Consider the following 15,261-nt stretch of genomic DNA (forward strand, 5'->3'; position numbering starts at 1 on the left):
TCTTCCTCTTTTGCTCCGGTAACTGTTTTTACTGGGGGCTACTGATGATTTTTCCGATGCGCTCTCTAAGTTCCTTGCGGGAAATCTTTCCCACCTTGGTCAAGGGGAATTGGCTCAGAAGCTCAACCCTCTCAGGCAACTTATAGGTAGCAAAACCCGCTTGACGGTAGGCACGACGAACATAATCTAGGGGGCTGGGCCCGAAAGCCTTGAGGTCGCCTGCCAAGAGCACTAAACAGATACGCTCACCAACATCTGGATCAGGTAGCCCAACTGCTACTGCATCCTGGACTGCAGGGAGCTGCAAGGCAAAATCTTCGATCTCATCAACCGAGATTTTTTCGCCGGCGCGATTTATCTGATCTTTAGCTCTGCCCACTACCTCTAGATGGCCGCTCGGGTGGGCTACTACCAGGTCACCAGTCCTGTAGAAGCCCTGGTCGGTAAAACTTTCCCTATTGGCTTTTTCCTCCCGGTAGTAGGCACCAATCGTGTAGGGACCTCTAGTTAGAAGGTGCCCGGCTTGACCTGCTGGAAGGATCTTGTCCTGGTCATCAAGGATCAGAATCTCATCATCGGGGCTGATTGGTCTTCCCTGGGTGGTCAATACTATCTCCAGGGGATCATCCAAACGCGTGTAATTGACTAGCCCTTCAGCCATGCCAAAGACTTGTTGCAGTTTGACACCCAGAACCTCAACCAGATGGCGGGCAGCGCTGGGGCTAAATTTTGCCCCACCGACCTGAACCAACTCTAGGCTTGGAAAGGACAGCCCGCCTCTTTCAGCCAGTAAAGCCCAAGCCCTGGCAAGTGCCGGGACCAGAGAGGCCATGGTTGCACCGTGCCGCTGGATCAGGCCAAATGCGGTTTGAGGGCTGGGATCACCGGCCATAATAAGGGTTCCGCCCGAGTATAAAACCCCCAGTATGCCTGGCGAACTCATAGTGAAATTGTGGGCAGCTGGTAGCACAACCAGCATTTTGGTCTGGGGACTTAGCTGGCAAATATGGGCTGACTCTCGCACGGAGTAGAGGTAGTCCATATGGGTTCGGGGAATCATCTTGGACCTGCCGGTAGTTCCCCCCGAAAGCTGAAAGAGCGCTACCGATTCCCAGGGTTTCGCGCACTTATCCGCTGTCTCCTCTGCATCTGGACACCCAGGCAACCCCGCCTGGGGCTCAAGTCCTTGCCCCGGCTCGGTAATGTCCAAGGCCAGAGGGGGCCTTAGATTTGCTGCTAGCATGCGCTGCGAGTATGCCCGGTAAAGGGACCAATAGTCGCAGTTTTCGGCGCCCTGGGCAAAGATATGGATGGCTGGATCCACCTGTCGCGCAAAATGCTCTAGCTCGCGTTCCCTGTGCTTAGGAAGGCAGAAAACAGGGACAAGACCCAGCTGAAAAGAACCCACCATGTAGGAGAGAAACTCCAGACAGTTCGGAAGTTGCAGCAGAACCCTATCACCCTTTCTAGCCCCCAGAGACTGCAGACGCTGAGCGGCTAGCTCCGCTTGTGCGGCCAACTGTTTGTAGGTCCATTTTTGTTCCTGGGAGCCGGAGCCCTCCCCCTGACTCTGATGAGTTAGACCAATGGCCGCGGGCTGATCAGCGTACTTACTCAGGCTCTCTTGCAGGAACTGAGCTATGGTTTGAGGCTGATAGTAGCCTTTGAGGTAATAGTCCTTGAGCCGCTCCTCGGGGACAAAACCCTGGAATTCTAGGGGGCTCCTAGTAACCGGCTTGAGCTCATCAAAGGGGCTAGCAAGGTCTCTATGGCTCATACACTCTCATCCCAAACAGTTCATTGATTTATCCTAGCTAGATCTGACTAGCTCAGGAACTGATAGCCGCAGCTTATGCTACAGCTAAGCCTTCCCTAACCTTAGCAAGAATACCAGGGTAACCTTGTTTGCAAGCAAGGCATATATCAGCTAATTTTAAGGTGGTCTTCATAAAAATATCATGTTTGCCTTACAAGAGAATTAGGATAGCCTAAATATGCTTCCCAGGATCGCCAGCTATACGCTCGATACTGATGCCTTTCCAACCAACAGCACAGAATGGCTCCCCGACCCCAGCCGAGCAGCCCTGCTTGTTCACGATATGCAGAACCACTTCGTGGATGCTTTCGATCCCCACCCTGAAAGCCAAATTAAGCGGGCAATTGACAACATTGACCTACTCAGCCAGTTTGCCCGGCAAGAAGATATGCCCCTGATATACACCGCTCAGCCCCCCGCTCAGCAACCCCAGGATAGGCAGTTACTCAATGATTTTTGGGGTTCAGGCATGCAATCTGCCCAGGGAGCACAGATCATCCAGCAGTTAGCCCCAAGACCAGAGGATACGGTGCTGACCAAGTGGCGCTACTGTGCCTTCTACCGAACCGACCTTGATCATCGGCTGCGCAACTACGGCAAAGATCAACTCTGGATTACCGGGATATACTCACATATCGGGTGCCTCACAACAGCGCTTACAGCCTTCATGAAGGGCTACAAGGTCTTCTTTATCGGCGATGCCCAAGCTGATTTCTCCCGGGAAGAGCACCTGATGGCCCTCTCCTACGTAGCTCAGCGGTGTGGGCAAACCATCCAGAGCGCAAGAATCCTCAAGAGCTGACCACACCCCCCGACCCTACCTAAGGACTTCGTAAGAACCGCTATGACTGCCCAATCATCTCGTCCGCCCTGCATCATCGTGACTGGTTCTAGTGGAGGAATAGGATCTGCCACGCTAGATATACTCGCCCAAAGCCCCGAGTTTAAGGACTGCACACTCATAGGGCTTAGCCTGGAGGCAGGAGATAAAAAACTATCTGAGGGCGCTGGAGTTATCACAATTCAGGCAGATGTATCCCAGGCTGAAAGCATTGATAAAATATTTTCTCAGATCAATGAAAGCTACACCATCCTGGGATTGGTCAATGCCGCAGGGTTGCTTCACCATGGGCCGGCCTTAGAATGTAGTGCACAAGATCTTGAAAAAGTTCTAGCTGTCAATGCTCTAGGAGTCTTCAACACCTCTAATGCGGCAGCCCGCCACATGGTAGCTGACAATCAGGATCCCAGTCTCTATCGACAGCGCTCAATCGTAACGCTTGCCTCCAATGCAGCTACCGGCCCACGATCCCTCTTTAGCGCCTATGGGGCCAGCAAGGCTTTTGCCTCCCATTACACCCGTTCTCTGGGCCTAGAAATCGGCCAGTACGGCATCCGGGCGAATGTCATATGCCCTGGAACAACGCTCACACCCATGCTAGAGCCCATATGGCAGGGACAGGATTTGAGTCAAGAAACAATTGCTGGTTCACCAGAGCATTATAGAAATGGCATTCCTCTCAAAAAAATTGCTCGGCCCGAGGAAATCGCTTCAGTAGTACACTTTTTACTCTCATCAGCTTCCTCCCACATCACACTTGCCGAGTTGACCGCCGATGGAGGTGCTACACAACGATGAATGCTAAAAATAAGCTCCCGCTCTTCGACTTTGTAAGCCAAGGTAAACATCTCAGCGTCCCATCAGGTACCTGTCTTAGCCTACCCCTGGCTCAATGTTCATTAGATGATCTTTTCTCTACCTACGGTGATCAGGACGCAATCATTTGCGGCATCATTCCCTTTGATCCGAAAAGCCCCTCCACCCTCATTCACAGCACAGATTATTCCTTTACTCCCCACCAGAAAACTGTATCTGTTCCTGAGCCAGACCTGGATTTCATACTTGCCACTGAGGATGACAACCAGATTAATAGGGCAAGTGCTCTGAGCTTCCGGCAGGCTGTAGAGGAAGCACTGACCGAGATTAGCTCAGGAGATTATCAAAAGATTGTTCTTTCCTGGAAAAAAACCCTCGACCTAGCTACTGCCCCAGAGAATATAGCGGCATTCGATCACCTTGTCTTTGACCGTTTGAACCGGAACAATCCTCACGCCGACGTCTTCCGTGTCCCCCTATCAGGCCATGAAACATGGATTGGTGCTTCCCCAGAAGTCCTGGTCGATTTACACTCGGGAAGTTTCACTACCCATCCCTTGGCTGGATCAATTGCAGCCCATCAGGCCAAAGATCTGCAAGAGGCTCAAAAGATTTTGCTCCACTCCCCCAAGGACCTCTTTGAACATTCCCTGGTAGTGGAGCACATCCTCAAGCAACTTGAGCTTTTTGATGGAATAGAGATTTCTAGGCCCAGTGGCCCTGAGGTCATGTCTACGGATTCAATGTGGCACCTTGGTACTCCTATTAGGGCTCAGGTCCCTCCAGGTATTAGCTCGCTAGATCTAGCAGCTTCACTTCACCCAACCCCAGCAGTTTGTGGTGCTCCCCAAGCTCTCGCTCAGCACCGCATTAGCCAGCTGGAGTCTTACCCAAGAGGCTACTACAGTGGGATTGTGGGCTGGGCAGATAGTCAGGGTAACGGGCGCTGGTCGCTGGTGCTTCGTTGCCTGCAAAGAGTCTCGTCTAAGGTTAATGTTTTTGCTGGAGCCGGTATTGTCTCCGGCTCTGATCCTGCCAAAGAACTAGCCGAGACCCAGGCAAAAATGCAAACGGTTCTTGCGGCCCTCAAGGCCAGTGTGCCCGCGGCCAAGAGCTAGGCGCTGGTTTGTCCGCCACAAGGTCTGTTTTTAGCCCACCAGACTAGGTGCCATCTCTTGCGACCTTTTCCTCTTAAGCCCTACCGGAGCTATCACTTCACCAGGGCCCAGGTCAGTATCTACCGGCTTGATTTTTGGTGCGCCGCCAACCACCCCGGCCTGGAAAGCTTTTGGACTTCATTGGCACAGGCCGAACAGGAAAAAGCCAGCAGACTGGACCTTTTAGACCCCCAGGGCTGTCGTGGCAAGCACTGGGCGCTCACCCGGATACTCCTGCGGCTTAGCCTTTGTCAGCCTTTGGGCCTAAGCCCCGGTCAGGTAGAGATTAGCTATGGCCCCTGGGGCAAGCCCCTGTGCCCCGGAGCTAGCTTTTCACTCTCTCACAGCAACCAGTGGCTTGCCATTGCCCTAGCTCGGCAGGCCCACACCCCTGTCGGAGTGGATCTGGAATGTCTGGCCACTAGCAGAGCAGGTGACTGGCTCCTACCCTATTTACACCCCGCAGAAAAGGAAGAGCTGGGGGACCTTTCCGGGGCCGAACTCACCGAAAGATTAACCTGGCTGTGGACCAGGAAGGAAGCCTACCTCAAAGCCCGGGGGCAGGGCTTGGCCCGTTCTCTGAGCCTAGACTACCTAGGCTGGGAATATCCTGACCAGCAACCGCCCGGGCTGGACATGATAAGCATAGATTCGGGGCAGGGCCCTCTTTGCTCCCTGGCTACTCTTGATAGCTGCCTCTAAAACTTCTGGCCCCTCCACCGGGATGTGGAGGGGCCAGAAGTGTAAGGAGTCCTGCCTTAGAGCAAGTGTCTACTACTTAGCAGATGCTTCCACATCTAGCTTGTCCTGGTAGCGGTAGACGAAAGCTGCCATAGCATCGCGCTTGATGGGGGTCAGCGGGCGGAAGGTCTCATCGGGCCAGCCGGTGGTAATACCCTGGTCCTTGAGCCAGGAAATCTCCTTGTAGAATGCAGTGCTTGACTGGACATCCTTGAAGGCACCATCACCTGAGGGGGTGTAGTCGGGTGAACCAGCAGCCCGGTAGAAGAAAGCGGCCATAGCATCACGGTTGATGCTTTCACCAGGACGGAAGGTCCCATCGGGCCAGCCGGTGGTGATTCCGGCCTGCTGCAACCAGGCGATCTCCTTGTAGAAGGGGTGGTCGGTGGAAACATCGCTAAAGGGTGATACCTCGGGTGCGTGGTAGCGGGGTGAGCCAGCCAGGCGGTACATGTAGGCCGCCATAGCTCCACGTTCGATGTTTTCAAAAGGCCTATAGGTATTATCAGGCCAGCCCTTGGCAACACCGTGCTCAGCAACCCACATAATCTCCTGCTGGAACATGAGGGATTCCGGCACGTCCTTGAAGCTCACGGTGACGAAGTCTTGATCTGTGGTCTTAGTCAGCTCAGGGTAGCCCTGGAAATCCACCTGGGCAGGGTCGATCTTCTTGGGGCTGACAGGGGTAGCAGCCTGCGGTGCTGCAACAGTAAACTTGAAACCTACCGCCCGGCGCTTGTCATTCTCAGCCATTGACCCGGTCAGGAAGCGCACGTTGTGCTCAGTGCCAGCTGCCCATTCCTGAGGCTCAACACTTGAATTGTCCTGAGTGGGGAAGGGCATGGTCAGAGTCCAATTACCCTGCTCATCTGCGGCAACTGCACCGTAGACGGTCTTGTTCTTGATGGGGTCACCGGTGACGGGGTTCTTGACCGGCTCATTGACGCTGACACCACCGTCATCCAGCTTTGCAACAATGACAGAACCCTTGCCGTCTTCGGTGGTCCAACCGGTTCCACTAAATTCTAGAGCCTGGCCTTCCTGTACGGCCTTAACACCGGTTACGGTGACACCGTCGGTGGTCTCAGTTGACTTTTCTGCCTCGGGCAGTGTGGCATCCTTGGCGTCAACGGTCAGGCGAGTAAAGGAATTGACCTCAATGTCGATTTGCTTACCCTTGGAAAGAGTGGTTGTACCGGGAGCGTTCTGGCCGGTAGCGAAGTCAAGAGCAAATGGAACGCTCAGGCCGGTCTTGTAGGTGTTCTTATCAACGGCAAAGACAGAACCGTCGGCAGCCATAGCTAGGTCGTTAGTCTTGGAGTCACCGGTGTTAACTTCGGCAACTAGCTGACCGGCGGCTGCATCAATAACACCCACTGATCCCTGGCCAAAGTCAGCTACGTAGACCAGGTCACGGTCCTCGTCATTGACAATACCCAGTGAACGAGTGCCGAAGGGGATGCTCTTCTTGTATTCGTGAGTGTTTAGATCGTAAACAGTCACGCCAGAGTTAGCGCCGTCCTTGCCCTGGGAGGAGATGAAGATTTCATTCAGAGAGTGATCGATAGCAACCGCTGAAGGCAGGGTGTCCGCTGCAGGGTCATCTGCATGAACAGTAAATTCAGATTCCAGGCTGAAAGTGTCCAGGTCTACAATCTGAACAGTACCGCTAGAGCGCTCAGGAACGTAGAGCTTACCGGTCGTCTCATCGATGGTGGGGTTCATGGTCAGAACACGGACATCACTTTCTGGCTTGATGGCCAGGTTCTTGACCTCGTGTGAGGTCAAATCAATCGACCAAACATTGTAGCGACCGGTGACATAGGCCTTATTGCGCTTGTTATCAATAATGATTGACCGGGGGTGCTCAACGTCAGTGTCGGTCGCAAAATAGTCGTAGCTGGTCCAGACCAGCTCCATGCTGTCCTGGTCGTAGACAGAAATCGAGTCGTTACGAGTATTGGTTACCCAAACCTTGTTGTTGGCATCGTCTACAGCTACGCCATAAACGCCCATGTAGCTGTAGCCTGAGCTCTTACCGCTACCAAAGCGGACGGTCGGAAGCTCTGCGACTGCTTCAATTTTCATGGTTTCAGGATTGACTCGCGCCAAAGATGAAACGGTCATATTAGGGCCGAATGAGCCGGTGACCCACATCTTGTTGTTCTTGGCGGAGTAGGATGCCTGGTACTGACCGGGGATACCGGCGGTTTGCTGGGCTTCTACGCTGATATCACGGGCGGGGGCATCGGCTGCCTGTGCGGGCACCATAAAGGAAGAGCCCAACAGGCTCAGGGCGCACACTCCAACCAGAGCTGAGCTTAGGGTGCGCTTGGGGTGGGGGCTGTTCATAAGATTTTCTCCTTAGGAGACTAAGGCCGGAGGCCTCATGTACTGTGCATTGACAGGGCATCGAGTTTGGCATTCTTCACCCGTCGAGCCCCAATTAAGGATTACCTAATTTCTAACTTATTTCAACCTGATTTAAAAATCAGGGTAACCTTTTATTCCTGATTGAATTAGGAAAGAAAATACTGTACTATTTCAACCCTTCATGGAGCAGGCGGCGCAAAGCCGGGATCAGCGAACCTCGCCAGCAGGCATAATCATGCCCTCCGTTATAGGTCTGGTAGTCCACCACGACACCCAGTTCACGGGCACGAGTGACAAAACGTTCGTGGGCTGGTAATAGCACCCACTCTTGCTCCCCCACCTCAAGGAATAAGCGATGTCTAGGAGAAAAGGCTTGGCCTTGACTGGCATCCTCCAGCTGGCTAAAGGCTATCTCCTGCCAGAGCGAGGCCGACTGGGCGCATGCCGCAGTGAAAACATCAGGGCGTTTAAGTACCGCCAAAAGCGCAGAAAGACCACCTAGGGACTGGCCCACCACGACAACCTCTTGCTCCCCCAGTTTCTGTGCTGTGCCTTCAAGTGCCTCAACAAGTAACTCATCAGCCAGGAAGTCAGCAAATGGGAAATCGCCGGCCTGCTCTTGCCAACGTTGCTCCCGCCCCCCTGAGTGGACAAAAATGAACAGGCAGGAGGGCAGGTACTTATCCTGGTGGGCTGCCATCAGCATTCCCTTAAGCCCCATAGACAACCATTGTTCCCCATCCAGAAGGCAGACAATAGGCGATTCGGGCTCAAGTTGGCCCAACCTACATAGAAAATATTGACGGCCTCCACTGGTCCTCAACCAGGCAGACTCATGCGGTTGGGAGTCAGAGAGGTAGGGTTGTAAGGGCGCCTGCTCTAGTTGTACAACCGAGAGTTCCCGGCCACGACTGTTCAGACAGCGTAGGGGGTTGTGGGGATCAGTAACCCCTTCATCCAGAGCCTGCCGGAGCTGCCACTGATTGAAAGCAGCTTCCCAGGGAGCTGCATGATCAAGCTCCTGAACGATAAAACAATAGGAGGCCCGCCAATCCTTCTTCATACGAAAGCTAATGGCAAAGTATGATGACTGGCCCACCGGTTCCATCAGAGAATCAGCTAGATTCCGTTCATCGGTCAAGCGATTGATAAAGATCAGCACTCGCTGAGCAGAAGGGTGCTTGTACAGGAAGGTAACTATCTGTTCATCAGCTGCTGTGGCTTCGGCAGGAGGTGTCTCTACCAGAGGTGTTCCTTGAGCCGTCAGCGCTTCAAGCTCATGATTCAGGCTTGCAGTATCTGCTGGCCCTAACCGGTCCAGGAGGGCACCTAGCAAGGGCGAGCTGACCCGCGGTGCTGGCAGAGGACGGGGTATCTTGGGCGGAGTGGGGTGACTCTTCATGGGCTAGGCCCCCTGAGAGAAGGTAGGAATAACCAGGGGCGTACCGGAGCAGGGGTCTTCAATGACCAGGGAATCTAGACCGTACACTTCTTTGATAAGGCTCTCAGTCACAATCTGGCGAGGGTCCCCTTGGGCAAGAATTTTACCGGAACGCATCAAGACTACGTGTGTAGCGTACCGAAAAGCTAGATTAAGGTCGTGAAGAACCACCACCACAGTACTCCCCTGCCGGTACAGTTCCCGAGTCAGATTAAGCACCTCTATTTGATGGGTGATATCAAGATAGGTAGTCGGCTCATCGAGGAGAACCAGGGGGGTCTGCTGCGCCAGGGTCATAGCAATCCAGACCCGCTGGCGTTGCCCCCCAGAAAGCTCTTCGATACTGCGCTCAGCCAAATCTAAAACCTGAGCTGAGGCCATAGCTTGAGTACATATTTCTTGGTCTTGAGCGGACCAGGTTTTCAGAAAACCCTGGTGGGGGTAACGGCCCCTAGCCACAATATCCGCAACAGTCGCACCTGCAGGAATATCCGGTGTTTGCGGCAGCATAGCTAGAACCCGGGCAATATCTTTCGATTTGAGCGATTGCATCAGTTCCTGGTCTAAGAGAACCTGCCCTCCTTGAGGTATCAAGACTCTTGACAGCGCTTTGAGAAGGGTAGATTTTCCGCAGGCATTAGGGCCAAGAATGACCGTAAGCTCTCCTTCGAGAACATCCAAGTCCACACCTTCAAGAACAGCCTGAGCCCCGTAGCCAAGGCAGAGGTCCCGAGCCTGAAGTCTCGATTCGGGCTGAGCTAGCACCATCAGCGCTTTCCTTCCATAGCAATCAGGTAGACCAAATATATACCGCCTAAGGCACCGGTAACGACCCCCACCTGTAGAGGGGCCCTGAAGGCGTATTGACCGATAAGATCCGATAGGAGTACCAGGCAAGCCCCAGTAGCTGCTGCACTTGCCAGCCCGGCGCCCTGGACTCTAGTAATTTTTCGGGCAAGATGCGGTGCCGCCAAGGCCACAAATGCCAAAGGACCGGTCACTGCCGTAGCAAGGGAGACAAGCAAAACTCCTACGAAAAGTGCTGTAACCCTGACCTTTGTCAGAGGAACACCCAGCCCTACCGCAATCTGCCCGCCAAAGGTAAGAGAGCCCAGTGGCCTGCTCAGGCTCCAGCTCAGGGGAAGCAAAATGACCAGTCCCAGAGCCAAGAAACTGATTTTTCCCCAATTCATGGTGTTGAGGCTCCCCGCCATCCATGAGGCAGCAGTTTGAGCCTGAGTGAGGGAGGCCCCTACCACCAAGAGAGCATTCAAGGCCGAAAGAGTGGCCCCTAAACCCAGCCCAATCAAGACCAGACGGGTACCGCGAAGCCCTGTTTGACGTGTCAAAAACCAAACGATGAGAGAGCTGACCAAGCCACCGCTAATAGCGCCACAGGCTATCCCTAAGGGGCCAGCATCAAAAATAATGATGTTGATCAGTGCGCCTGTAGCCGCACCATAGGTAAAACCAATGATATCTGGGGAGCCCAGCGAGTTACCGGAAATAATCTGAAAGATAGCGCCGGAAACTCCCAGGGCTAGGCCTACTAAGAGAGCAGCAACAATTCGGGGAGCTCTTACTTCTCTCACAAAATAGCTAGCTAAGGCATCATCAGAACCACCTTTGAGGGCCTGAAGAACCTGAGCGGGAGACAGGTCATAATCTCCCTGAGTCAAAGCCCAAAGGCCAAGGGCGAGAATCAGTAGGTAGAGGCAGAGGTTGTAGAAAGCCAGCCGCAGGGGCAGCTGAAAGTTCATCAGGCCAGATACGGCCAGGACCGGCCTGCCCGCCAGATCCCGCGCTCTGCTGATATGTAGACCACGCTGCTGGATCAGACTCATAGGACCACCTCTTTACGGCGGCTCATCATGATCACAAAAAAGGGGGCCCCGACCAGGGTAGCTATGATGCCCACATGGGTCTCCTGGGGCGCGAAGATCAGGCGAGCCAGAACATCTGCACTCAGAAGCCAGCAGGGACCCAAAATCATGGAGCCTAAGTTAACCCACCGAAGATCATTACCTACGAAATATCTCACCATATAGGGAACGGCTAGACCGACAAAAGCTATAGGACCAATAGCAGCCGTCACCAAACCTGCCAGCAGTGTCACAACAACCAGAGTCAGGAAATAAGTTTTCTTCAGGTTGACCCCCAAAGATATAGCGCTCTCCTCACCCATAGCCAGTGCATTGATAGCCGGGGTAACCCAGAAAGCAAGGAGAAAACCCAGGCCCAGCAAAGGACAGAGCGCTAAGAATATATCGCTCCCCCGCCCCTGAAGAGAACCGGCAACCCAGAATCTAAACTCGTCATAGGCTTCTTGGTTAGATAGGATCAGGGCCTGATTAAGAGCACTCAGAGCAGCCGATAAAGCCACCCCTGCCAGCGCCAGTCTGATGATGGAGGACCGAGCCCCCCGCCCCAGCAGATAAACAGCTAAGGTAGCCAGGCAGGCCCCCACCAGAGCGGCTCCCATATACCTATATATACCGGCAGCTCCCCATAAAACCACAGAAAGGACAACGGCAACCGAAGCTCCCGCGTTGATGCCCAGTAGGCCCGGTTCTGCCAAGGGGTTACGAGTCAAAGACTGCATCAAGGATCCGGCTAGAGCCAAAGCAGCTCCGCAGACCAGGGCTAGGCCCGTGCGGGGGATGCGCTGTTCCCAAATAATCTTCTGAGCTTGATCTGGGCCCTGCCCCCCAAGCACCTGGAGGACAGTACTGCTATCTAGCTGGTGCGAGCCCCAAAAAAGTGATAAAGCGATACTGATCCCAAGCAGGGTCAAGAACAACAGGAACCACCACACAGAGCGCTTACCGATGACCGGCCGCTGGATATCTCCCATGATAGCTTTTGCGTAATTGGCCATTGATGATGCTTAGGCCTGGCGACGACGCCATAGGACAAAGCCAGCAACCAAGGCCGCTAGGCTCAAGCCAATGATGCCGATCCAGGGAAGAGAACCTTCTTGCTGCTTCTGGCTAGCTGGCTGGTCCTGGGCTACCGAACTGGCCGAAGCAGAGGGATCAGGCGAAGCAGAAGCGGAGCTTGAAGCAGAAGCGGAGGCAGAACCCGAAGCCGATGCTGAAGGCTGGCCTTGCTCCTGCTCTTTCATGAGGGCATCATACTCCTCTTTGCTAATTTGGTTGCCCTCAGCATCCTGGTAGATAACTTCCTCTTGGCCACTGCCATTGCCATCTATCTGCCCGCTGTCGGTTCGCCCCTGGGAGGTTCCAGAGGTCCCGCTATTAGAGCCCGCATTCTGCTGGCCTTGATTCTGGCCTCCGGAGTTCTGGCCTTGACCTGCCTGCCCCTTATCACCGGGAGCTGCCTGCCCGCCCGAAGAGCCACCCTGGGAGTCCTGCTCCCCGCTCTCAATGGTGAAGGCCGGGGACTGGTTTGAATATCCCCTCGTTCCGTTTTGTTGTCCATCGGAGTTATAGATAATCTCTGTAGCCAGGAACCGTAGGGTATGTTGGCCGGGTGCTAATTCCCGCGACAGCACAAAGGAGCCCGAGGCCTTGCCCTGGGAATCCGTTTTTAGTTGGTGAACCACGCAGGCCCCCTGAGGGGAGTCAGAGGGGCAGGCATCCCCGTTATCAATTTTGACGTTGACTTGCTCGTTGGCAGGGAAACCCGAGACAGTGAAGCTGATAGTGTCACCAGCACGCAGGCTACCAGGAGTAACCGTTGAAGAAGTACCTGGGGTATTGGCGCTAGCCCCACCCGGTGGGATGGCCAGGGCCTGGGGGGCACTGAAAACAAGAGTTGAGCCAAGAACCGTAGCTGCTAGCAGCTTTCTCATGGAGGTTTGTAGGGGCATGTTTTTGTCTTTCTATCCGAAATTTTAGGCAAAGAGGTCTACTGTTTCTTGCGCGGTAGCAAGACCACAACAAGCACAAGGAGCGCGCCAGCGAGCAAGAGCAGATTATTGAAAAGAGACATATCGGCGCCCGGTTCGACCGTCTCTTGGCTAATGAGCGGGTCCTGAGCCGGCTCAACTCTCGCGGATTGGGGGGCCTTTAGGACCCGATCCGAAGCTGAGGGCGCGGGTTTTTTAGAATCTTGAGATGCCTGCTTGACCTGGGCTGGGGCAGGAGCCACGCGAACAATCCTGCTCAGTTGAGAACTACTGTTGTTAGCGCCTGTCAGCCCACCAGCGGCTGGATTTTGGGCCCTGCCCAAGACACCAGCCTGACTCGTGACACCAAGTTGGGTTCCCACACTAGCCCTGCTCAGTCCAGTAGCCTGCACAGCATTGCCACCGGCTAGCACCTTGCTCCAGGTAGCTGGCTTACCAGTATCCTGGGACTCTTGCGCTACTTTAAGGCTGGCCCACCCCATCAATTTGCCAAAGCTCTCTTGATCACCGCTCTGGACGACAAACTTGTAATCCCCTGCTGCCAAACTCTCAGGCATGGAGTAGTGGATGCTTCTGTCCTGATCTAGCTGTTGCCATGTACTGCCCCAGCGTGCTCGAATCGAACCCCCCAGGTAGGGATTGACCCTTACCCACTGGCCGGGCTCTGCTTGGGGAACTGTCACAGAAATCTTGAGGTCATCTCGCTTAACCATGACCTCATTGCGGGGGCTAGAGGTAATCTCCTCTTCACTAAGCACATCAGGCATTCTGGTGGGAGCATACTTACCGACGATAAAGTCCAGGGTGCCAGTTCCACCGTAGGAAACCCTCATGTCACCAGCTTGAAGCGAACCTGCCAAGAGCCGTAAGCTGTGAGCTCCCTCAGAGAGCCCCGGTTCTGAGTCACTGCCATCAGCGGCAGGAAGCTGAATCCAGGTATCAATTTCTCCGGTTTTGGGGTCAGGTTCGATAATCGCCCAGATAGTCTTATTGCTATGAACCGCCGTATCTCGGTGCGAGATAGCGGCATCATCAATCTTAACCGCTATACGGGGTGCTCCCTTACCTTGGGGGTTACACCAGCCCTGCCCCAGCAGGTGCAAGCTACCGCCTGCCTGAACCGTCTTTTGGGCCAGCCGGGCCGAAGGTGAGGCCTGCTCGGTCTGGCAAGTGACCTGGTCATCTTTCTTCCCCTCCTGAGAGGCAAGCCCATTAACCGGCACCGGCTCAGAACGAGCTGAACGCCGGGTATCTCCGGGGGCAAAGCGACCAGAAAGGGTCTGGACTGCCAGATACTGCCCAGCTTGAGCCTGGCGCAAGGGTTCTGGCACCTCTAGCTCTAGATCGAAGGAACCATCTGAACTGATGAGATAGATGCCCTCTTGAGGATTAGCCACCGACGCATCATCTGTTAGCAGTGCCCAAATAGTCCGGTCCTCCCCCAGCTCAGCTTGCCCCAGGGTTCTCAGATAGGCGTTTTGGGCACTGTTATCTGCCCTCTCATAGAAAGTATCCTGACCGGAGGCCAGTTTGAGGGCTACGACGGACCCGCCCTGACCTTGGCCTTTAACCCAGCCCTGGCCCCGCACCCGGATTTTTTCACCAGATTGGTAGGGCTTAATGAACAGCGAGGCCTGACCGGCGCTTAGCTTGGTCCATTGGCTGATATCAGGGGCAGGGGCCGGCGAATCAGGCTCGCCTTCAATGGTTACCGGTAGTACCAGGGCTCGCATAGCATCCCCGGCCTTGCCTGAACCTGTCAGAAAATGGAAAATATGCTCAGAGCCTGGCTCCCACTCTTGATCAAAACCGTTAGCCAGGCTGGGGTAGTCGAGAGTGAGCTTGAAGCTGCCATCGTCCTCCGCCGTAAAAGTTTTGAGGATATCACTGCCGCCCCGGGTCAAACCCCTCTTGTCTGCCTTGAGGGTAATGGTAGAACCACCCCCTTCTGGGTGTAGCCAGCCGCTACCGGTCACCTCTATAGTCTGCCCAAATTTTATGGAATCTGGCCCTTTGACTGTAGCCCCCTCGGGGCTAGTGACCTCTACCTGCGTGCTGGCCTCCAGCGCATGAGCACCTAAGCCTAGTCCAGAGGGATCTATACTGGGTTGCACCAGGGCAGGACAGAGGACCAAACCCGATGAAAGAGTAAGCGCGGCTAGGTAGCGACGCCCTCGAATAGCTTTGGGAGAGTTTTGACTCATC

At 54.4% G+C, this 15,261-nt stretch carries 12 protein-coding genes; 4 read left to right on the plus strand and 8 right to left on the minus strand.

The window, feature by feature from the left end; all coding sequences use genetic code 11:
- Window positions 1-28: 28 nt before the first annotated feature.
- The gene (locus tag ACN085_RS04670; protein WP_419110770.1) at window positions 29-1,777 is read right to left on the minus strand and encodes a (2,3-dihydroxybenzoyl)adenylate synthase; all 1,749 of its coding nucleotides are present in this window, start codon (window positions 1,775-1,777) and stop codon (window positions 29-31) included.
- A 217-nt stretch (window positions 1,778-1,994) separates the two neighbouring features.
- Here ACN085_RS04670 and ACN085_RS04675 point away from each other — a divergent pair, with 217 nt between their 5' ends.
- Genes ACN085_RS04675 through ACN085_RS04690 form a run of 4 tightly spaced genes read left to right on the plus strand, consistent with a single transcriptional unit; the run spans window position 1,995 to window position 5,332 of the window.
- Window positions 1,995-2,618: an isochorismatase family protein gene (locus ACN085_RS04675; protein WP_419099309.1), complete on the plus strand. Its 624-nt coding sequence runs from the start codon at window positions 1,995-1,997 to the stop codon at window positions 2,616-2,618.
- A gap of 42 nt (window positions 2,619-2,660) precedes the next feature.
- Window positions 2,661-3,455: an SDR family oxidoreductase gene (locus ACN085_RS04680; RefSeq protein WP_419099308.1), complete on the plus strand. Its 795-nt coding sequence runs from the start codon at window positions 2,661-2,663 to the stop codon at window positions 3,453-3,455.
- Window positions 3,452-4,591 (plus strand): isochorismate synthase, encoded by a 1,140-nt coding sequence (locus ACN085_RS04685; RefSeq protein ID WP_419110771.1) that lies wholly within the window; start codon window positions 3,452-3,454, stop codon window positions 4,589-4,591. Before ACN085_RS04680 ends, ACN085_RS04685 begins: the two co-directional genes overlap by 4 nt.
- 57 nt (window positions 4,592-4,648) lie before the next feature.
- The gene (locus ACN085_RS04690; RefSeq protein ID WP_419110772.1) at window positions 4,649-5,332 is read left to right on the plus strand and encodes a 4'-phosphopantetheinyl transferase family protein; all 684 of its coding nucleotides are present in this window, start codon (window positions 4,649-4,651) and stop codon (window positions 5,330-5,332) included.
- Window positions 5,333-5,404: 72 nt separating this feature from the next.
- Here ACN085_RS04690 and ACN085_RS04695 read toward each other — a convergent pair whose 3' ends face one another.
- The 7 genes from ACN085_RS04695 to ACN085_RS04725 form a co-directional block, all read right to left on the minus strand.
- A complete protein-coding gene (locus ACN085_RS04695) occupies window positions 5,405-7,723 on the minus strand; it encodes an S-layer homology domain-containing protein (protein WP_419110773.1) in 2,319 nt (772 codons plus the stop codon).
- 187 nt (window positions 7,724-7,910) lie between these two features.
- Window positions 7,911-9,146, minus strand: coding sequence for an enterochelin esterase domain-containing protein (locus tag ACN085_RS04700; protein WP_419110774.1), 1,236 nt, complete (start codon window positions 9,144-9,146; stop codon window positions 7,911-7,913).
- A gap of 3 nt (window positions 9,147-9,149) precedes the next feature.
- Window positions 9,150-9,953, minus strand: a complete 804-nt coding sequence (locus ACN085_RS04705) for an ABC transporter ATP-binding protein (RefSeq protein WP_419099303.1) — start codon at window positions 9,951-9,953, stop codon at window positions 9,150-9,152.
- Entirely contained in the window at window positions 9,953-11,029 is a 1,077-nt protein-coding gene (locus ACN085_RS04710; RefSeq protein WP_419110775.1) for a FecCD family ABC transporter permease, read from the minus strand. The genes ACN085_RS04705 and ACN085_RS04710 overlap by 1 nt, the downstream gene beginning before the upstream one ends.
- Window positions 11,026-12,063, minus strand: coding sequence for a FecCD family ABC transporter permease (locus ACN085_RS04715; protein WP_419110776.1), 1,038 nt, complete (start codon window positions 12,061-12,063; stop codon window positions 11,026-11,028). Before ACN085_RS04715 ends, ACN085_RS04710 begins: the two co-directional genes overlap by 4 nt.
- A gap of 9 nt (window positions 12,064-12,072) precedes the next feature.
- Window positions 12,073-13,017, minus strand: coding sequence for an LPXTG cell wall anchor domain-containing protein (locus tag ACN085_RS04720; RefSeq protein ID WP_419110777.1), 945 nt, complete (start codon window positions 13,015-13,017; stop codon window positions 12,073-12,075).
- 38 nt (window positions 13,018-13,055) lie between these two features.
- A complete protein-coding gene (locus ACN085_RS04725; RefSeq protein WP_419110778.1) occupies window positions 13,056-15,260 on the minus strand; it encodes a hypothetical protein in 2,205 nt (734 codons plus the stop codon).
- Window position 15,261: the final 1 nt, after the last annotated feature.

This window comes from Rothia sp. P4278, assembly GCF_048512945.1.
Lineage (GTDB): Bacteria > Actinomycetota > Actinomycetes > Actinomycetales > Micrococcaceae > Rothia.